The organism is Brevundimonas sp. Leaf280 (assembly GCF_001422455.1).
Lineage (GTDB): Bacteria > Pseudomonadota > Alphaproteobacteria > Caulobacterales > Caulobacteraceae > Brevundimonas.
The window spans coordinates 234,079-253,998 of the sequence record NZ_LMNC01000001.1 but is presented as its reverse complement, the minus strand read 5'-3'; the positions used below and the strand labels follow the sequence as shown (position 1 = coordinate 253,998).

The following is a 19,920-nucleotide window of genomic DNA, read 5'->3' as shown; positions in this document are numbered from 1 at the left end:
CTCAAGTCACGACTGCGCGCTATTCCGGCACCCGCACCCCGTCCCAGGCGAACACGCCGCCGCTGTCGGCCGGGGTCAGGTTCGACAGCACGGACAGCAGCCGCTCGGCGGAATGGTCGGCCGTGAACAACTTGCCCTCGGCCACCCCCTTCTGGAACGGCGCGCTCAGGTCCGTCGCCACAGTACCCGGATGCAAACCGGCGATCACCGCCTGCGGATGGCTGCGCGCCATCTCGACCGACAGATTGCGCAGGATCATGTTCAGCGCCGCCTTGGATGCCCGATAGGCGTGCCAGCCGCCCAGCCGATTGTCGGCGATCGACCCCACCCGCGCCGACAGGGCCGCGAACACCGCCCGCCGATCGCGCGGCATCAGCGGCAGCAGATGTTTCGCCGCCAGCGCGGGCCCCACCGCATTGACGCGGTAGTCCCGCAACAGGTGTTCCGCATTTAACTGACGAAACGACCGTTCCGGTTGAAGCCCGTCGTGCAGCACCCCGGTCGCAACGACGATCAACGTCGGCGCCGGCCCCTGGCCGATCCGTTCGGCGGCGGACGCCAGACTGGCCTCGTCCTCCAGATCGGCGGCCAAACCTTGCGCGTCCGCCATATCCGCGCCGGACCGCGACACGGCCCACACCGTCTCGAACGCGCCGTCCGCCACGATCCGCTCGACCATCGCCCGGCCGATGCCGCCCGTCGCCCCGATCACCACCGCCGATCCGTTCATCCCGTCTCCCTTCCGCGTTCATCCCATGATAGGGGCGCGGCATGAGCATCACCACGGTCGGCCTCGATGCCGACGACACCCTCTGGCACAACGAGACGATCTTCCGCCTGACCCATGCGCGGTTCGTCGATCTTCTGGCCGATCACGGCGACGAGGCGACCATCGAGGCGCGTCTGGCCGAAACCGAGCAACGCAACCTGCGTCTCTATGGCTACGGCATCAAGGGCTTCACCCTGTCGATGATCGAGACGGCGATGGAACTGACGAACGGCGAGGCTCCGCCCCATGTCGTGCGCGAGATCCTGGCCGCCGGTCGCGAGATGCTGGCCCACCCGGTCGAGACCCTGCCCGGCGTGGATGCGGTCGTCGCCGAACTGTCCGAAAAATACCGCCTGGTCCTGATCACCAAGGGCGACCTGCTGGATCAGGAGCGCAAGCTGGCGGCATCAGGCCTGGGCGACCTGTTCAGCGCCGTCGAGATCGTCTCCGAAAAGGATCGCGCCACCTACGAGCGGGTCTTCAACCGCCACGGCACCGGCCCCGCCGAGGCCGTCATGGCCGGCAACTCCATGAAGTCCGACGTCCTGCCCGCCATCGCCGCCGGCGCCTTCGGCGTCCACATCCCCTATCACGTCACCTGGGCCCACGAACTCGCCGACGCCCCGGTTGACGAGCCCCGCTATACTTCATTGTTCAACATTGCCGGCTTAAAAGAGGCAATCGATGGTTGGTATACTGATTAGATTTTCCTTTGTACCAAGTCAGCATCAGCTCAATAATCGGACGGATTTCCGCTCATTTCTGGACTCGGAATAAGAATTTGACTGAAAATCAATGCGACAAATTGGGCGTTGCATAGAGACCACATTATCTCAATACCGACGTTATATTGACACGAACGCAAAGGCGACGCTTGACCGATTGAGATGTGTCCGGTCTGTGGCACGCCTGCGGCAGTTCAGCGACGGCTCTACTAGCACTCCTGATCCCCCCTGCTGCGATCATTGGAGAGTAAATGCGCAATTTCCTTCTGACTTCGACGGTCCTTGCGGGCGCCTTGGCGGCGTCTAGCGCCTTCGCCCAAACTGCAGATCAACCCACCAGCACCGCACCCGCTGCTGACAGCCAACAGGCCGCCGAGCTTGGTGAAATCGTGGTGACCGGGTCGCGTATCCGTCGCGACGCAACCAACGCCCCCACCCCCCTGATCCAAGTATCGCGCGACGAACTGCTGTCGACCGGCCAAACCACGGTCATCGACTATCTGGCGACCATTCCCGCCCTGTCGAACTCGGTCGTTCCGTCGGATACGACGGGCTCGGGCCTAGGCGACGGCGGCCTTTCGCTGCCGAACCTGCGTTCGCTGGGCTCCAACCGCACGCTGACCTTGGTCGACGGACGTCGCCACGTCGGTTCGTCGGGCGGTTCGCTTTCGGTCGATATCGACACCATTCCGCGCCTGCTGATCCAGAACATTGAGATCGTCACGGGCGGCGCGTCGTCGGTGTATGGCGCAGACGCTGTATCCGGCGTGCTTAACTTCATCCTGCGCAAGGACTTCGAAGGCCTGGAAATCGACGCCAACTACGGCCAGATCAACCAGGACGGCGAAGCCAACCAGCGTGTCTCGGCCCTGATCGGCAAGAACTTTTTCGACAATCGCCTGAACGTCTATGCGCACGCCGAATATGAGAAGGTCGACGAAGTCACGTCGATGGACATCGACTGGATCCGTCGCGCGCCGGTCCGCATCGGCGTCGACGCCGATCCGACCACGGCGCCGTTCGATGGTCGTCAGGACGCCTTCCTGTTCACCGGTGTTCGTCGCCTAGACATCCCGCGCTGGGGCCAGACCACCCTGGCCAACGTGCAGCAGCCGAGCGACCTGACGAATCCGAATGTCCCGTACGCAGACTGCTTCCCGGGCGGCAATGTCGCCGGAAACTTCAGCTACAGCGCCAACTGCTTTGGCGTGACTCCGGGCAGGACATATTGGTACGACGGCACCACCGCCCGCCTGGCCAACTTTGGCGAGCGGGTAGGCAACACCGGCATCAACCGCCCGTACAACATTGGCGGCGATGGCGAAAACCCGGCCGACTTCTCGACCGGCTCGCGCGTTCCAAGCTCGGAGTCGCAACGCTATCAAGTTGGCAGCACCTTCAAGGTGACAAGCGCGATTGAAGCCTACGCAGAAGCCAAATACGTCAAGGAGAACACCTTTGACTTGGCTCAGCCGACCTTCTTCGACATCGACCTTGTGAACTCGTACGGCGCGAACGAGGTCAACCCGATCTACGCCGTGAACAACTTCGACCTGCGCTGGTCAGACAACGCCTTCCTGCCGCAAAACGTCAAGGATGCGATCCGCACGAACGTGGTCACGCCTTACGCACCGCCGACCGCGACCACCCCAGGCGCCGCCCAACCGGGCGTCCTGCTTCAGAATGCGCGCCACACCCTGTTTGGCCCAGACCGTACGCAAGACAACACACGTGAGTTGCAGCGTTACGTCTTGGGGCTCCGCGGCAACCACGACCAGATTTCATTCGTCAAGGACGTGAGCTGGGATATCGGCTACACCTACGGCAAGGTCCAGATCGAGAACCGCGAACGCGCGGTCGATGGTCAACGCTTTGCGCTTGCAGCGGATGCGGTTGTGGACACCTTGGGTGTTGTAAATGGCCGAGCCGGTGAGATTGTCTGCCGGTCGCAACTGTTGCTGAAGCAGGGCGCCGCCCTAGACGACTATCAGCGTGGCGGAGATCTGCGTGATACGCAGTATGGTCGCGACTCGGTGGCGCAATGCGCGCCGCTAAACGTGTTTGGCAAGGGCAACCAGAGCGCCGCAGCGCTTGACTATGTCGGCGCCGAAATCGGCATCACTGAGCAGAACGAGCAGCAGCAGGCGATCGCCTCGGTCTCAGGTAGCCTGTGGGACTTCTGGGGCGCCGGTCCCATTGGCGTCGCTCTAGGTGGTGAGTATCGCAAGGAAACGACGGAAGCCACGGGTCGCGACCGCGATACCGACGGTCGTCTGCTGTTCCTCAACTCTGGCCCTGACTTCCCCGAAGCCAGCTATGAGTCCAAGGAAGTCTTCACGGAAGTCTCGCTACCGCTCTTCCGCGACAGCATGCTCGGTGAATACGCTGAACTCAGCGGCTCTTATCGTTACGCGGACTATTCGACGGTCGGAAACGTCGATGTTTACGGCGTAAACCTGGTCTATCGTCCGATCCGGGACATCACCTTCAAGACCAGCTACAACACCTCGGTTCGCGTTCCCGATTTGGCCGAAAACTTCGCCCCGAACAGCGAAACCTTCCTGAACTCGTTCACCGATCCCTGCACGACCGCAGCAATCGCGGCAGTAAATGACAGCGAAACGAGGGCCAACCGCATCAGAAACTGCACGGCCTTGGCCGCTCAGCAAGGTCTGACCTTCGACTTCGCCGGCGCGACCCCGCAAAACACCGACGACTTCAACCCGACCTACACCTCGGGCATCTCGGGCGTCTCCGGCGGCAACCCAAACCTTCAGCCTGAAGAGTCGAACAGCTTCACCTTCTCGACGGTGCTGCGTCCGCGCTTCATGCCCAACTTCAGCCTTGCGCTCGACTACTACGAGATCAAGATTGACCGCGTCATTGCGGCTGTCACCGCCGACACGGCGGCGGCGAACTGCGTGAACGGCGCGGAGTTGAACGTCGATGCCTGCTCGACCATCTTCCGCAACAATCCGAACATCCTGTTCGGCATTGGCGCGCCGGCTGGCGATCCGATCGGCGGCTTCATCGAGCGTTCCTTCAACTATGCGTCGCTGGAAACCCGCGGTCTGGACTTCACGGGTCGTTATCGCCTCGACACCAGCGACAGCTTCGGCCGTAACTGGGGTGTGTTCGATTACTCGCTCGCCGGCTCGTGGCTGATCGAACAGAAGCAGTTCCTGAATGAAGCCGATCCCGGCGACTTCGATGAACTGGCCAGCACGCTGCAATACCCGCGCGTTCGCTTCACCTCCTCGTTGACCTGGACCCCCAACGAAACCTGGAGTGTGAACTGGACTGCGGACTGGCAATCGGCTCAGAACATCGTCTTCCGCCGCGACTTCGTGAACAATGCGGACGGCCGTTCGGCCGATCAGCTGGACACGGGCAACTTCGTGCGCAACGACTTCACCGTCCGCTACAACGTCAACCAAGATCTGACGCTGCGCGCCGGCGTCGTGAACGCCTTCGATTCGGAACAGGCGCCGTACCTCGGCACGACGCTGTATTCGAACTTCGATCCTTACGGCCGCCGCTTCTTCATCGGCCTGAACTACAAGGTGTTCTAAGACTCACATATCCTGTGATCTTGAAACGAGGGGGCGACCGGCGACGGTCGCCCCTTTCTTTTTGCGCAATCCATGCCGCGCCCAAACACCGGGAAATCTGCTTTGCATCTTGCCCCCTCGCCCCTCCCTCTCTAAACGGGCCGCTTAACCGACAAGCAGACGTGAGCGTCGCAGGGCCAAGGCTCTGCGGGGACTTCTCGCGCGCGTAGAGAACGAAGGACGACGCACTCCCTTGGACGCCTCGGACATCCGTCATGACGAACGCGACGCCATGGTGCGCGCGGCGCTGGCCGAACAGGGCGACAGCGGCGTCACGCCGCGCCATACGTTGTTCTACTTTTATGGCGAGGGCGACCACGGCGACCTGAACGAGGTCGCCCGGCGCGCCGGCTTTCTGACGCGCGGCGCCGACGACATGACGGTGCTCGAAACGACCATGGCGGTGGACGAGGCGTCTTTCGCGGCGACCTCGGCAATGATGCAGACCTGGGCCGCGGCCTTCCAGCTGGAGTACGACGGCTGGGAATGCGCGGTCGTGACCCATTAGCGTTCAATAAGAAGAAGAGCTGGCGATGCCCAAGCGCACAGACATCCAATCCATCCTCATCATCGGCGCAGGCCCGATCGTCATCGGCCAGGCGTGCGAGTTCGACTATTCCGGGGTTCAGGCCTGCAAGGCGCTGAAGGCGGAAGGCTATCGGGTCATCCTGGTCAACTCGAACCCCGCCACCATCATGACCGACCCGGAGGTGGCCGACGCCACCTATATCGAGCCGATCACGCCCGAGATGGTCGAGAAGATCATCATCAAGGAAAAGCCCGACGCCCTGCTGCCGACCATGGGCGGCCAGACCGCGCTGAACACCGCCCTGGCCCTGCATGAATCCGGCGCGCTGGCCAAGCACGGCGTCGAGATGATCGGCGCCAAGGCCGAGGTGATCGACAAGGCCGAGGACCGCCAGAAGTTCCGCGACGCGATGGACAAGCTGGGTCTGGAGAGCCCCCGCTCCAAGGCCGCCCATTCGATGGAAGAGGCGCTGGAGGGGCTGGAGTTCGTCGGCCTGCCCGCCGTCATCCGCCCGTCCTTCACCCTGGCCGGCACCGGCGGCGGCATCGCCTTCAACCGCGAGGAGTTCGACGAGATCGTCCTGCGCGGCCTGGACCTGTCGCCGACGACCGAGGTCCTGATCGAGGAATCGGTCCTGGGCTGGAAGGAATACGAGATGGAGGTCGTCCGCGACACGGCGGACAACTGCATCATCATCTGCTCGATCGAGAACGTCGATCCGATGGGGGTCCACACCGGCGACTCCATCACCGTCGCCCCTGCCCTGACGCTGACCGACAAGGAATATCAGCGGATGCGGACGGGCTCGATCAATGTGCTGCGCGAGATCGGCGTCGAGACGGGCGGGTCGAACGTCCAGTGGGCGATCAACCCCGCCGACGGCCGCATGGTCGTGATCGAGATGAACCCGCGCGTGTCGCGCTCGTCTGCGCTGGCGTCCAAGGCCACAGGCTTCCCCATTGCCAAGGTCGCGGCGCGTCTGGCGGTTGGCTACACCCTGGACGAACTGACCAACGACATCACCCAGGTCACGCCGGCCAGCTTCGAGCCGTCGATCGACTATGTCGTCACCAAGATCCCGCGCTTCGCCTTCGAGAAATATCCGGGATCCGAGCCCCTGCTGGGCACCTCGATGAAGTCGGTGGGCGAGGTGATGGCCATCGGCCGCACCTTCCAGGAATCGATGCAGAAGGCCCTGCGCGGGCTGGAGACCGGCCTGTCGGGCTTCGACGAGATCGAGATCGAAGGGGTGGCCGGCGCCGAAGACGACGCCACGGCCCGCGGCGCCGTCGTCCGCGCCTTGGGCGTTCCGACCCCCGACCGCATCCGCGTCATCGCCCAGGCCTTCCGCCACGGCCTGACGGTCGAGGAGGTCAACGCCGCCTGTTCCTACGAACCCTGGTTCCTGCGCCAGATCGCCGACATCGTGCGCGAGGAAGGCCATGTGCGGGTCAAGGGCCTGCCGACCGACCCGACCGAGTTCCGCCGCCTGAAGTCCAAGGGCTTCTCCGACGCCCGTCTGGCGCAACTGACCGGCCAGAGCGAAAAATCCGTCCGGACCGCCCGTCGCGGCCTGAACGTGCGCCCGGTGTTTAAGCGCATCGACACCTGCGCCGCCGAGTTCGCCAGCGCCACCGCCTATATGTACTCGACCTATGAGACCGGCGCTCTGGGCCAGATCCCCGAGTGCGAAAGCGAACCGACGGACAAGAAGAAGGCCATCATCTTGGGCGGCGGTCCGAACCGGATCGGCCAGGGCATTGAGTTCGACTACTGCTGCTGCCACGCGGCCTTCGCCTTCGACCAGATCGGCGTCGAAAGCATCATGGTCAACTGCAACCCCGAGACCGTCTCGACCGACTACGACACCTCCGATCGCCTGTATTTCGAGCCGCTGACGGCCGAGGACGTGCTGGAGCTGATCGAGGTCGAGCGCTCGAACGGCGACCTTATCGGTTGCGTCGTCCAGTTCGGCGGCCAGACCCCGCTGAAACTGGCCCACGCCCTGCAGGAGGACAACATCCCCGTCCTGGGCACCAGCGTCGACTCCATCGACCTGGCCGAGGACCGCGAACGCTTCCAGCAGATGCTGGAAGGCATCGGCCTGCGCCAGCCGCCCAACGGCCTGGCCCGTTCGGCCGAGGAGGCCGCGCAAAAGGCCGAAGAGGTCGGCTACCCCGTCGTCCTGCGCCCCTCCTACGTCTTGGGCGGTCGCGGCATGATGATCGTCCACGACCGCGAGCAACTGGACCGCTACGTCCACGAGGCCATGCGCGTCTCGGGCGACGATCCCGTCCTGATCGACCACTATTTAAACCGCGCCACCGAGGTGGACGTGGACGCCCTGTGCGACGACGAGACGGTCTTTGTGGCCGGCGTCCTGGAACATATCGAGGAAGCCGGCGTGCACTCGGGCGACAGCGCCTGCTCCATGCCGCCCTTCTCGCTGCGGCCCGAGATCGTGGACGAGCTGAAGCGTCAGACCACCGAAATGGCCAAGGCCCTGAAGGTGCGCGGCCTGATGAATGTGCAGTTCGCCATCGAGGAGCCGCACAGCGAAAGCCCGCGCATCTTCGTGCTGGAGGTCAATCCGCGCGCCAGCCGCACGGCACCCTTCGTGGCCAAGACCATCGGCCAGCCTATCGCTTCCATCGCCGCCAAGGTCATGGCTGGCGTGCCGCTGAAGTCGTTCGGTCTGACGGACCAGCCTTACGACCATATCGCCGTCAAGGAAGCCGTTTTCCCGTTCGCCCGTTTCGCCGGGGTGGACACCGTCCTGGGCCCGGAGATGCGTTCGACGGGCGAGGTCATGGGCCTGGACTTTAAGCGGCCGGGAGAGGCCGACATGGCCCCCGCCTTCGCCCGCGCCTTCGCCAAGTCCCAGATCGGCGGCGGCACCACCCTGCCGACCTCGGGCTGCGCCTTCATTTCGGTCAAGGATGAGGACAAGCCCTTCATCGTCGACGCCGCCCGGACGTTGCTGGCCGAGGGCTTCAGCCTGATGGCCACCGGCGGCACCCACGCCTATCTGGTCCAACAGGGGCTGGAGGTGAAGCTGGTCAAGAAGGTGCTGGAAGGCCGCCCGCACATTGTGGACGCGATGAAGAACGGCGAGGTCCAGCTGGTCTTCAACACCACATCGGGCAAGCAGTCGCTGCAGGACAGCTTCTCGTTGCGCCGCACCGCCCTGATGATGAAGATGCCCTACTACACCACCACCGCCGGCGCCCTGGCGGCGGCCCAGGCCATCGGCGCCATCAAGGCTGGCGACCTGGATGTACGGGCGATCCAGGATTACGCCTGACGTTGACGAAATCTCCGGTTTTCGGCCGCACGCTGCAAGGCTGTAGCGGCCGAACGCCGGAGATACGCCGATGTCCAATCTCGACCTCGCCCTGATCGCCATCCTGTGCGGCGAAATGCTGGGGTTTCTCGCCTTCGCCAGGGACAAGCGGCGCGCCAGGGCCGGCCTGTGGCGCACGCCGGAATCCATGCTCTTGCTGTTCGGCCTGATCGGCGGGCTGGGCGCCTGGATGGGTCAGCACATCCTGCGCCACAAGACGCGCAAGGAGCCGTTCAGGACCCAGTTCGGCCTGATCGTCTTGCTTCACCTGATCCTGCTGGCGGGCGGCGCCGCCTGGGTCATTCTGTAACGCGACCGTCCTCGCCTGCCCCATCTTCGCCGGCCACGATCCGGGTCGCGGCCAGGTCGGCGGTGACATTGCCTACGGTGCGGAAGATGTCCGGGATGACCTCGACCGCCAGCAGTAGCGGCAGCACGCCCAGCGGCAGGCCCATGGCCAGGCAGATGGGGCCGATGGCGGCGAAGAAGCTGACCTGGCCCGGCAAACCGACCGAGGCGATGGACACGGCGATGGCCGTCAGTCCGCCGGCGATCAGCACGCCGAGCCCCAGCTCCACCCCGTGCAACTGCGCGACATAGAGGCAGACCGCCAGGTTGGCGACCGGGCTGGTGATGCGGAACACCGCCACCGCCAGCGGCAGAACGAGGCCGGCGGAGGTCTGGGGCACGCCCAACCAGTCGCGCGCGCGCTCGATCATCACCGGCAGGCTGGCCAGCGACGACTGGGTCGAGACGGCGACGACCTGGGCCGGGGCCACGGCGCGCGCGAAACGGGCCAACGAAATCCGACCCCACACGATCGCCACGACATAGATGATCAGGATCAGGCCGATCTGGCTGAGGCAGACGATGGCGACATAGTGGGCCAGCGTCCCCGCCACCCCCAGGCCCGCGCGCAAACCCACGCCCAGCGCCAGGGCGAACACCCCGAACGGCGCGGCCAGCAGCACCCAGTGGACGATGACCACCATGGTCTCGGCCACCGCCTCGAAGAAGCCGGCCAGAGGTCGCCGCAGCTCGGCCTTGATCCGCGTCGCGGCGAAGCCGAAGGCGACGGCGAAGACCACCACCGCCAGCACCCCGTCGTCGGACGCCGCCTTGATGACATTGGCCGGCGCCAGACTGGCCAGGAAGGCGCGCAGGCCGTCGGTGCGCGCCGCCTCGCCCACGGTCGCCAAGGATTCGGCGCTGACGCCCGCCAGCAGGCCACGCCCCGCCTCCGGATCGATCGGCCAGACCGCCAGCAGGCCCAGGCCCGCAAGGATCGCATAGATCGTCGCCCCGACCAGCAGCACCGCGAACACCACCAGCGACCGCACCGCGATCCGGCCCGTCGCCGCCGCATCGGCGATGGAGACGATGCCGGTCACCAGCAGGCTGAACACCAGGGGAATGACGGTCATGCGCAGGGCGTTCAGCCACACCTGGCCCAGGCTCTCGACCACGCCCAAGGCGCCGGTCAGCCAGGCGGCCTGCGACCCTTGCGCCAGGGCGCCGACGACGACGCCGGCGACCAGGGCGGCGATGACGAAAAAGCTCAGAGAGGTGAAGAAGGCGGCGATGCGGGATTGGCTCATGCCCTAGCGCTAGCACCGCTCGGCGCGTCGCGCGCGCCAAACCTTCTGTGGGTCGCTGACAGTTCATGTCGTCGCAGGGCGAACCCCGATCACGCACGGCGCGTTGGGACGACGAAAGGAACTCAATCATGTCCCGTCTGAACAAACTCGTCCCGTTGATCGGCAGCCTGCTGCTCTCCAAGGGCGGCCGCCGCGTCGCCGGTCGTCACGCCGGCAAACTGGCTCTGGCGACCCTGGCCTATGAGGTCTGGCGCAACCGCCGCGAAGGCGCCAAGCCCAAGGTCGCGCCGCAACCCCGCGGACGCTGGAGCGGCCGCCGCCCGCGTTGAGGCCGCAATCGCCGCTCGACTTCTGGGGCGGCGTTGCGAATAGTCACGCCTCGCCGCCCGGAGCCGACCCATGATCAAAGTCCACCATCTGAACGACAGCCGCTCGCAACGCGTCCTGTGGCTACTCGAAGAGCTGGGCCTGGACTATGAGGTCGTGCGCTACGAACGAAACCCTGGAAACCGGCTGGCGCCCCCCGAACTGCTGGCGATCCACCCGCTGGGCAAGTCGCCGGTCATCGAGGACGGCGCGGTGAAGGTCGCAGAGACCGGGGCCATCGTCGAATATCTGCTCGATACCTATGGTCAGGGCCGGCTGCGTCCGGCGGCGGGAACCGAGGACGGCCGTCGTTTCACCTATTGGCTGCACTATGCCGAGGGGTCGGCCATGCCCCCTTTGCTGCTGAAGCTAGTGTTCAGCATGCTCCCACGCCGTGCGCCGGCCCTGCTGAAGCCGATCGTCAATGGCGTCGCCAACAAGGCGATCACCAGTTTCGTCGACCCGCAACTGCGTACCCACGTCGGCTTCTGGGAAGACGAACTGGGCCGCTCGGAATGGTTCGCGGGCGATCAGTTCACCGCCGCCGACATCATGATGAGCTTTCCAGTCGAGGCCGGCGCCGACCGCGCGTTCAATGCCGAGACCAAACCTCGTCTAAAGGCCTTCTTGAACCGCATCCATGCGCGGCCTGCCTATCAACGCGCGCTCGAGCGCGGCGGTCCCTACAGCTACGCGTGATCGGATCGTGATCGCGGCGGCGCAACCCGCCGTGGTCGAGGGCGTTAAGTTCTCATGCGCCTTCAAACCATTCAGATCGTCGCCGGACTGGCTGCGGCCGTCGCCTTCGTTCTCGCCTTCATGGCGGCAGGAGCCGCCCTGATTTCCGGCGTCTTCATGCTCGCTGGCCTCGCCGCCGTCGGTTGGCTGGCCTACAGCCTCATAAAGGGCGTCCTGCGCCGCGACCACAAGCCCGAACCGCCGGCCCGCGCCTGAGCGGTCAACCGGTGCGGGCGTTGGGCTCTTGAATTGTTGAGCGAGAAACCCTAGTCTTGATGCCCGGCCGCGCCCGCCCCGCGGCCTTTTGTGTGCTTATCTCGCGTCTTTCCAGTCTCCGGGCGAACCAGAAAAATCACGACACAAATGGAAAAAGTGCCGATGACGGGCGAGGGCTACCGTGCCCTCGACGATCAACTGAAGCAATTGAAGTCGGTCGAAAGGCCGAGCGTGATCGCCGCCATTTCCGAGGCGCGTGAGCACGGCGATCTGTCCGAAAACGCCGAATACCATGCCGCCAAGGAGCGTCAGGGCTGGATCGAAGGCCAGATCGCCGAGATCGAGGATAAGATCAGCCGCGCCCAGGTTATCGACGTGTCCAAACTGTCGGGCAGCCAGGTCAAGTTCGGCGCCACGGTCACCGTGGTGGACGAGGACACCGAGGAAGAGGCCACCTATCAGATCGTCGGCGAACACGAAGCCGATGTGAAGAAGGGCAAGATCTCGATCGCCTCGCCGATCGCGCGCGCCATGATTTCCAAGGAGGTCGGCGACGTCGTGGAGGTCAACACCCCCGGCGGCGTGAAGGCCTACGAGATCCTCAAGGTCGAGTGGAAGTAACAGCGGTGGCTGGGGCAGCGTCTGCTCGCCCCCTCTCTCCCAATCCTTTGGCCATCTGGGTCGTCTCCGACGGCCGCGCCGGCATCGAGAATCAGGCGCTGGGTCTCGCCGAGGCCGTACAGCGCCTGACCCCGGCCGAGGTTACGATCAAACACATCCGCTGGCGGCCGATCTTCGACCGCCTGCCGTCGGCGTTAAAGACCCCGGCCATGCTGGCGTCCGCGCCGCCGGTCGCCCCCTGGCCCGATCTGTGGATCGCCACGGGTCGTGCGACCCTGCCGCTGTCGACCCGCGTCAAGGCCTGGAGCGGCGGCAAGACCTTCGTCGTCCAGACCCAGGATCCACGCTGGGCCAACGACCGCTACGACCTGATCGTCGCCCCCGCCCATGACGGTCTGTCGGGCGACAATGTCTTTGAAATCACCGGCTCCCCCCACCGCATCACGCCGCAGCGGATCGCCGAGGCCGCGCCCGCCTTCGCCGACCGGATCGCCCCCCTGCCCCATCCGCGCATCGCCGTGCTGATCGGCGGCAAGTCCAAGGCTTTCGACCTGACCGAGGCCCATGCGGCTGACTTGGCCGACCAGATCGCGGACGCCGTGCGAGCATCTGGCGGCGCACTGATGCTGACCTTCTCACGCCGCACGCCCGATGCGGCGAAGGCCGTCATGACCGCTCGCCTTTCGGATCTGCCGGGGTGGATCTGGGACGGGACAGGCGAAAATCCGTTGTTCGGCTTTCTGCATTTCGCCGACCACATCCTGGTCACCGAGGACAGCGCCAATATGGCCGCCGAGGCCGCCTCGACCGGCAAGCCGGTCCACGTCCTGCCGATGATCCCGCTGAAATCCGGCGACAAGTTCGCTCGCCTGCACGACGACCTGCAGTCGCGCGGCGCCACCCGCCCGTTCGACGGCGCGTTGGACGGCTGGACCTACGACTCGCTGGCCGAAACCGACCGCGCCGCGCGCGCCGTCTTGGAAGCGATGCGGACGCGATAGCGGCCCACGTCCGTTCCTGACGCAGCCAGCCCCCAGAGTGGCGACCGTCATCGGCAGAATTCTAAAGAACGATTCGCAAAAATCTGCACTAAAGTGCACTCCAAAAATTTGGAGTGGCCTTCCCTAGTCGCCGCCACCGCCGCCGCCGTCACAGCCGCTGTCCCCGCTACAGTCTGAGCCGCTGTGCTGCGACGTATCCGATGAAGGCATGACCGCGCCGCCGTCCGACCCGCCGCTCTTCTTGGCCTTGGCGTTCGCCGCGCTCATCAGGGCCACGCCAAAGCCCGATCCGATGGCCGTGCCGAGGGCGAGGCCCAGGCCGACGTTGTCCAGGGCCACGCCCAGCGCCACGCCGATCGACAAGCCCATGCCGATCCCGATCGGCAGGAACGCCGCGTTCTTGTTCGTCATCCCCATCTCCCCTGCGTGTCAGGCGAGACTAGCATCGCGCAAACGGGAATCACCGCCTAAATAGGGGCCATGACCCAAGCTCGTACCGTTCGCGTCGCCATCATCGGCTCCGGCCCCGCCGGCTGGACTGCCGCCATCTACGCCGCCCGCGCCTCGCTGAACCCCGTCGTCATCGCCGGCATCCAGCCCGGCGGCCAGCTGACCATCACCACCGACGTTGAGAACTATCCCGGCTTCGCCGACACCATCCAGGGCCCCTGGCTGATGGAGCAGATGCAGGCCCAGGCCCTGCATGTCGGGACCGAAGTCATCCACGACATCGTGGTCTCCGCCGACCTGTCGCAACGCCCGTTCCGCCTGAAGCTGGACAGCGGCGAAGAGATGCTGGCCGAGACCGTCATCATCTCCACGGGCGCCCAGGCCAAATGGCTGGGGCTGGAGAGCGAGGCCGCCTATCAGGGCTTCGGCGTCTCGGCCTGCGCCACCTGCGACGGCTTCTTCTATCGCGGCAAGGAAGTCGTGGTCGTCGGCGGCGGCAACACCGCCGTCGAAGAGGCGCTGTTCCTGACCAACTTCGCCTCCAAGGTCACGGTCGTTCACCGTCGCGACGAGTTTCGCGCCGAGAAGATCCTGCAGGACCGGCTGTTCGCCCACCCCAAGGTCGAGGTGATCTGGAACTCGGCGATCGAGGAGATTGTCGGCGTCGTGGACGGCATGGCCAAAAATGTCACCGGCGTTCGGCTGAAGAATGTCCAGGACGGCTCGACCCGGGAAATCCCCGCCGACGGCGTCTTCATCGCCATCGGCCACGCCCCGTCGTCGGAACTGTTCAAGGGCCAGTTGGAGACAAACGCCGGCGGCTATCTGCGGGTCAAGCCCGGCACGGCCTCGACCGAGATCGAAGGCGTCTGGGCCGCCGGCGACGTGACCGACGACGTCTATCGCCAGGCCGTCACCGCCGCCGGCATGGGCTGCATGGCCGCCTTGGAAGTCAGCCGCTTCCTCGCCGAAGAAGACCACGCCAAGGCCCACAACCCCATCAGCCACGCCGAGGCGGAGAAGATCGGGGTCTGGTGACCCCGGTCCTGCGCGATCAGTAGGCGCTCGCCTCCATCAGTTCCGCCACGTCCTCGTCCGACAGCATCAGGGTCGCCGCCTTCAGCGTGTCGGCCAGCTGTTCGGTCGAGGTCGCGCTTACAATCGGGGCCGTCACGCCCGGCTGGGCCAGCAGCCAGGCCAAGGCGACCTGGGCCGAGGTGGCCTCGGCCTTCTGGGCCACGGCGTCCAGGACCGCCAGGATACGCACGCCGCGCGCGTCGAACTTGTCCTTCAGCATTCCCTCGCGCTTGGTCCCGGCGATCTGATCGACGCTTTTGTATTTGCCGGTCAGGAAACCGCTCTCCAGGCTGAAGTAGGTGATGACGCCCAGGCCCTGTTCGACGGCCAGGTCCTGAAGTTCGCCCTCGAAGGTGTCGCGGCTGTAGAGGTTGTAATGCGGCTGGATCGTCGCATAGGCGGCCAAAATCTCGCGCTGCGAAATATCCAGAGCTTCGGACACCTGTTCGGCCGAATGGTTGGACGTGCCGATGGCGCGCACCTTGCCGGCCTGCACCAGCTTATCCAGCGCGCGCAGCGTCTCCTCCTGCGGTGTCTTCGGATCGGGCCAGTGGGTCTGATACAGGTCGATATAGTCGGTCTGCAGCCGGCGCAGCGACGCCTCGACCGCCGTCTCGATCCAGGCTGGCGACAGGTCGTTGTGGCCCTGCCCCATGTCCGATCCGACCTTGGTGAGGATCTTGACGTCGTCGCGCCGGCCGCGCGCCTTCAGCCACTTGCCGATGATCGTCTCGCTTTCGCCGCCGGAGTGGCCCGGAACCCAGCGCGAATAGGCGTCGGCGGTGTCGATGGCGTCGAAACCGGCCTCGACGAAGGCGTCCAGCAGGGCGAATGAGGTCGCCTCGTCCGCCGTCCAGCCGAAGACGTTGCCGCCGAACACCAGGGGGGCGATGTCCAGGTCGCTGGAGCCGAGCTTGCGTTTGGAAAGGGTGGTCATGCGGAGATCTCCTCTTGGGGAGACCTCGACATATGCCGCATCATTGCGACCGCAACCGCCTCGGCTGCGGTCAGCCGAACAGTTGAAGACCCGGAGGCGCGTAGTCGACCGGCTGTCCCTGGCGACGGCGCAGGGCGTAATCCACAGCCGTCTGGACCGCATGTTCGTCTGTCGGTTTGGACAAGACGCCGATGGTGCCGGCGACGCCGTCGCGCACCATGCCGGGGTTGGCCGTCATGAACAGGACGGAGACGCCCATGTCCTGACCCAGTTCGCGGCCCAGATTGATTCCTGTGGGACCGTCGGACAGGTGGATATCGACCAGCGCCAGATCGACATCGTTCTCGCGCACCAGATCGCGCGCGGCCTGTGCGGTCGCGGCGACGCCCAGAACCTCGTGGCCGAGGTCCTCCAGGACGAACCTGAGCTCCATCGCAACGAGAGCTTCGTCTTCGATGATGAGGATACGCGCAGTCATGGGTTCAATCAGTGCTCGGGAGCGTACGTAACGTCAGTGTGAGGGATAGGTTTCAATAGAAGACTAATTTGAGTATCCGCCTGCCGCGCGGCGCCTGGACAGGGCCGTCGCCGGCAGGTCCACGATGACCTGGAGCCCCTCTGGCCGCCATTCGCGCGACAAACGCCCGCCGAGCTGTCCCTCAACCGACAGGCTGGCCAGGGACGAACCGAAGCCGGTGCGTTGCGGCATGCCCTGGATGGCCGGACCGCCCGTTTCCGACCAGGTCAGGACGAAGCGATCCTCCTTTCGTTCTGTGTCGAGCGTCACGACGCCCCCACGCTCGGAAAGCGCGCCGTATTTGGCGGCGTTGGTCGCCAGTTCGTGGAACAGCAAGGCCACGGAGGTCGCCGCTTGATCGTCGAAGACGGCGTCCTCACCCTGAATGACGACGCGCGCCCCACCCGTCTCGTCCGCATAGGCCTTGAACAGATCGGACAGGAAGGAATGCAGGGTTGTCGCCCCGATCGTGGTCTTGGACGTCTCGGTGTGCGGCCGCACGAACTCATGCGCCCGGGCCAGGGCGGCGATGCGTGTGCGGAGAGAGGCCGAAAACGCCTTGGCTTCCGGATACTGGCGCGCCGAAAGGGCGACCAGGGCGGTGACGACGGCGAAGATGTTCTTGATCCGGTGGCTCAGCTCCTGGCTGACCAGCTCGCGGCCCTGCTCCAGCCGCTTCAACTCGTCGATGTCGGTGCATGTGCCGAACCAGCGCGTGATCTGGTCGTCTTCATCACGGATCGCCACCGCGCGTCCCAGCGTCCAGCGATAGACGCCGCTATTATGCTTCAGGCGGTATTCGATTTCGTAGGGTTCTCCCGTCTCAAGCGAATGCCGCCAAGCCGCCCAGGCTCGCTCCTGATCATCCTTATGGAACATGTCGTTCCAGCCTTCGCCGTCGGTAGAGCCGACCGGCACGCCGGTGAACTCATACCAACGCGCATTGTAGTAGTCGTGGAAACCGTCGGGCTGTGTGGACCAGACCATCTGCGGCATGGCATCGGCCAGAACCCGGAACCGGGTCTCGCTCTCGCTGAGAGCACGAGCGGTTTCGGCGAGGTCTGTCTCGATGGTCTTGCGTTCGGTGATGTCCACCGCGACGCCGGGAAAGCGGATCGGCGCGCCCTCGGCGTCGAAATAGACCTGACCGCGCGCCAGAACCCAACGCACGTCATCGCCTTGGCCCAGACGATATTCGCTGACGAAGGCGCCGTCGCCCGTCATGGCTTGGTCGATCCCGTCGGCGACCCGCTGGGCGTCGTCGGGATGGACGCTGGAGGTGAAGACTTCGATAGCCGCGCCCTCGCGCGCCGCTTCGGGGTCCACGCCATACATCCGCGCGAACCGCTCGTCGGCGATCACGCGATTCTCTGGAATGTCCCAATCCCAGGCCCCGACATAGGCCGAGGCCTCCATCGCCAACCGCGCGGTGCGGTCGCTGAGGTCCCGGTCCAGCAAGGCGCGCCGCAGCTCCAGTTGCGTCATCACCTGTTGCGCCAGGGTCTTGAGCGCCATCAGCTGAAGCTCGGTCAGACCTTGCGGGCGCGGCGTGTCGTCCAGCACACACAGGGCGCCCAGCGGCACGCCGTCGGGTGTCCTCAGCGGATAGCCCGCATAGAAGCGGATGTGCGGCGCGCCCGTCACCAGGTCATTGTCGATGAAGCGGTCGTCCTGCATCGCGTCGGGGATGACCATGACGTCGTCGCCCAGCATGGCGTGGGCGCAGAACGACAGCGGGCGCGGCGTTTCGCGCACGCCCAGACCGACCTCGGACTTGAACCACTGACGCTGGGAATCGACCAGACTGACGGCGGCCATCGGCGCCTCACAGATGCGCGCGGCGAGCGACGCCAGATCGTCGAACGACCCTTCGGGCGTCGTGTCCAGGACGCCGTAACTTGTCAGGGCCTTCAGACGGTCGCCTTCGTCCCACCTCGGACAATCGACTTCGGGGTGGGTCAAGCAGGCGTCCTCGCTGGGCCGGTCAGGTCCGGCCATCGACATCAATGCTCGGAGTGGCGAAGCGTTGCAATGCAGGATGTCAGTTCGCGGGGCGACCGACTTCCTCCACATCCATCGTTGTGACGCCTGTGGGCGCTGGGGCGGCGGGTTTGATCGACGATGCGGGCCGCTCCAGGGCGTTCAGGCGCGCGTTGATGGCGGCGACTTCGTCACGCGTGGGCAGGCGGCGACCGCCCAGGCTGACCACGCCGACGACCCGCTGCTGACCATCGATCTCGACCGTCTTCAGAGGCGCGTCTTTCAGCGGAGCGTCGGGATCGGCGCCGCCGGTTGCGGATCCGGCGGCGATCGTCATGCGCGGACGCGAGAAACGCGCCTCGTCGATCGCCGGCTCGCGCCCATTGTAGGTTTTGCGGAAGGCGGCCGTTTCGCCATAGACGCCCTTCCAACGATAGAAGATGTGCGCGCCGATCTGCGTCACCTTGGCCACCGTCGGCGCCCACCAGGGATGCACATAGTCGGCGTGATAGTGGGTGGCTGTGCCGACTTCCTGAGCCACGGCGCCGTTCAGCGCGCGCTCCGCCACCTTGCGCGCCCGCTCCCACGCCCAGCCGACCGGCGCCTGGCCTAGCGAGCCGTCGCAGGTGAAGCTGAACTGACATCCCGTGACGCGTTCGGCGCCCTCGAACACCACGCCGCAGACGGTGTTGGCGTAGTTCGGATCGCGCACGCGGTTCAGGACCACCTGGGCCACGCCGGCCTGGCCGTTGTCCGGCTCCAGCGCCGCCTCATAATAGACCGCCTGGGTCAGACAGCGCAAAGCCCGCCTGCGATCCTCGGCGCTGCCCTTGAACACGAACGGCAAGGCGGGACGCAGCGCGCCGGACGCGGGCGCCATGGCTGCGTTCAGACGTTGGGCCTCGAGGCCGCTCTTGCCCGATTCCAGACCTGGCTTGCCGGCCAGCGTCAAGCTCTCCCAGCCCGGCGTCAGTCCGTAGAGAGCCGGCTGCAGAAGGTTGGGATCATGCCGCATGGCGACGGCCAGCTGCGACGACGTCAATCGCCCCTTGATCGCGGCCAACCCGCCCGCGCCGAGGTCGCCGCCGGTGATGCGCGAGACAGCCTCTGCCGTCCGATCCATATCGGGTCGCACGCTGGACCCCGCCGCCATGGCGACGCCCAGCACCGCGCCGGCCGCGGGCAAGGCCGCCGCCGAACGCCGCAGCGCCTTCCACATCGTCTTCCAGGGCAACCGGGTCATTCAGGGTCCAATAGCCGCGATCGGCGCACCGGCCTTTCGCTGAGATCGCGCGTCTAGTCCGACTTCTAGGCCATTTTCCGGCGTCACGACGACCGCCGTTATCAAACCCCCTGCGCGTCAGGGGTGGTCGCCCCAAACGCAAGGTGTAAAACTATGTTCCAGCGGGGCAAACGCGTCGCTGGTGGGGCGAACCGACGAT

General features: G+C 65.4%; 18 protein-coding genes. 11 read left to right on the top strand and 7 right to left on the bottom strand.

Features of this window, described 5'->3' with window-relative positions; translation table 11 throughout:
• Nucleotides 1-19 precede the first annotated feature (19 nt).
• Complete coding sequence (locus ASF31_RS01220; RefSeq protein ID WP_055752942.1) at nucleotides 20-730, bottom strand: SDR family NAD(P)-dependent oxidoreductase; 711 nt, start codon at nucleotides 728-730, stop codon at nucleotides 20-22.
• Between the two features lie 41 nt (nucleotides 731-771).
• Here ASF31_RS01220 and ASF31_RS01215 point away from each other — a divergent pair, with 41 nt between their 5' ends.
• The 5 genes from ASF31_RS01215 (at nucleotide 772) to ASF31_RS01195 (ending at nucleotide 9,287) form a co-directional block, all read left to right on the top strand.
• Nucleotides 772-1,473 (top strand): HAD family hydrolase, encoded by a 702-nt coding sequence (locus tag ASF31_RS01215; protein ID WP_055752941.1) that lies wholly within the window; start codon nucleotides 772-774, stop codon nucleotides 1,471-1,473.
• A 272-nt stretch (nucleotides 1,474-1,745) separates the two neighbouring features.
• Entirely contained in the window at nucleotides 1,746-5,066 is a 3,321-nt protein-coding gene (locus ASF31_RS01210) for a TonB-dependent receptor domain-containing protein (RefSeq protein WP_055752940.1), read from the top strand.
• A 232-nt stretch (nucleotides 5,067-5,298) separates the two neighbouring features.
• The gene (locus tag ASF31_RS01205) at nucleotides 5,299-5,613 is read left to right on the top strand and encodes a ribonuclease E inhibitor RraB (RefSeq protein ID WP_038293704.1); all 315 of its coding nucleotides are present in this window, start codon (nucleotides 5,299-5,301) and stop codon (nucleotides 5,611-5,613) included.
• Between the two features lie 25 nt (nucleotides 5,614-5,638).
• Nucleotides 5,639-8,938: a carbamoyl-phosphate synthase large subunit gene (carB, locus tag ASF31_RS01200; RefSeq protein WP_055752939.1), complete on the top strand. Its 3,300-nt coding sequence runs from the start codon at nucleotides 5,639-5,641 to the stop codon at nucleotides 8,936-8,938.
• A gap of 70 nt (nucleotides 8,939-9,008) precedes the next feature.
• Entirely contained in the window at nucleotides 9,009-9,287 is a 279-nt protein-coding gene (locus tag ASF31_RS01195; RefSeq protein WP_055752938.1) for a DUF1294 domain-containing protein, read from the top strand.
• Here the strand turns inward: ASF31_RS01195 and ASF31_RS01190 are convergent.
• The gene (locus ASF31_RS01190) at nucleotides 9,277-10,575 is read right to left on the bottom strand and encodes a dicarboxylate/amino acid:cation symporter (protein ID WP_055752937.1); all 1,299 of its coding nucleotides are present in this window, start codon (nucleotides 10,573-10,575) and stop codon (nucleotides 9,277-9,279) included. The genes ASF31_RS01195 and ASF31_RS01190 overlap by 11 nt on opposite strands.
• Before the next feature lie 128 nt (nucleotides 10,576-10,703).
• On the opposite strand from ASF31_RS01190, the gene ASF31_RS01185 reads away from it, so the two are divergent.
• The 5 genes from ASF31_RS01185 (at nucleotide 10,704) to ASF31_RS01165 (ending at nucleotide 13,517) form a co-directional block, all read left to right on the top strand.
• Nucleotides 10,704-10,904, top strand: a complete 201-nt coding sequence (locus ASF31_RS01185) for a hypothetical protein (protein WP_055752936.1) — start codon at nucleotides 10,704-10,706, stop codon at nucleotides 10,902-10,904.
• 70 nt (nucleotides 10,905-10,974) lie between these two features.
• On the top strand, nucleotides 10,975-11,640 hold the full coding sequence (locus tag ASF31_RS01180) for a glutathione S-transferase family protein (RefSeq protein ID WP_055752935.1): 666 nt from the start codon (nucleotides 10,975-10,977) through the stop codon (nucleotides 11,638-11,640).
• A 54-nt stretch (nucleotides 11,641-11,694) separates the two neighbouring features.
• Nucleotides 11,695-11,895: a hypothetical protein gene (locus tag ASF31_RS01175; protein ID WP_055752934.1), complete on the top strand. Its 201-nt coding sequence runs from the start codon at nucleotides 11,695-11,697 to the stop codon at nucleotides 11,893-11,895.
• 147 nt (nucleotides 11,896-12,042) lie between these two features.
• Nucleotides 12,043-12,516, top strand: coding sequence for a transcription elongation factor GreA (gene greA, locus ASF31_RS01170; protein ID WP_055752933.1), 474 nt, complete (start codon nucleotides 12,043-12,045; stop codon nucleotides 12,514-12,516).
• Between the two features lie 47 nt (nucleotides 12,517-12,563).
• A complete protein-coding gene (locus ASF31_RS01165) occupies nucleotides 12,564-13,517 on the top strand; it encodes a mitochondrial fission ELM1 family protein (RefSeq protein ID WP_235551211.1) in 954 nt (317 codons plus the stop codon).
• Between the two features lie 123 nt (nucleotides 13,518-13,640).
• Here the strand turns inward: ASF31_RS01165 and ASF31_RS01160 are convergent, their stop codons facing one another.
• Nucleotides 13,641-13,928 (bottom strand): hypothetical protein, encoded by a 288-nt coding sequence (locus ASF31_RS01160; protein ID WP_055752931.1) that lies wholly within the window; start codon nucleotides 13,926-13,928, stop codon nucleotides 13,641-13,643.
• Nucleotides 13,929-13,997: 69 nt separating this feature from the next.
• On the opposite strand from ASF31_RS01160, the gene trxB reads away from it, so the two are divergent.
• On the top strand, nucleotides 13,998-15,005 hold the full coding sequence (gene trxB, locus ASF31_RS01155; RefSeq protein ID WP_039244395.1) for a thioredoxin-disulfide reductase: 1,008 nt from the start codon (nucleotides 13,998-14,000) through the stop codon (nucleotides 15,003-15,005).
• Nucleotides 15,006-15,021: 16 nt separating this feature from the next.
• On the opposite strand, the gene ASF31_RS01150 is transcribed toward trxB, so the two are convergent.
• The 4 genes from ASF31_RS01150 to ASF31_RS01135 form a co-directional block, all read right to left on the bottom strand.
• Nucleotides 15,022-15,981 (bottom strand): aldo/keto reductase, encoded by a 960-nt coding sequence (locus ASF31_RS01150; RefSeq protein WP_055752930.1) that lies wholly within the window; start codon nucleotides 15,979-15,981, stop codon nucleotides 15,022-15,024.
• Nucleotides 15,982-16,051: 70 nt separating this feature from the next.
• Complete coding sequence (locus ASF31_RS01145) at nucleotides 16,052-16,459, bottom strand: response regulator (RefSeq protein WP_055752929.1); 408 nt, start codon at nucleotides 16,457-16,459, stop codon at nucleotides 16,052-16,054.
• A gap of 63 nt (nucleotides 16,460-16,522) precedes the next feature.
• Complete coding sequence (locus ASF31_RS01140; protein WP_235551210.1) at nucleotides 16,523-18,460, bottom strand: PAS domain-containing protein; 1,938 nt, start codon at nucleotides 18,458-18,460, stop codon at nucleotides 16,523-16,525.
• Nucleotides 18,461-18,539: 79 nt separating this feature from the next.
• A complete protein-coding gene (locus ASF31_RS01135) occupies nucleotides 18,540-19,721 on the bottom strand; it encodes a cell wall hydrolase (RefSeq protein WP_055752928.1) in 1,182 nt (393 codons plus the stop codon).
• Between the last annotated feature and the right edge of the window lie 199 nt (nucleotides 19,722-19,920).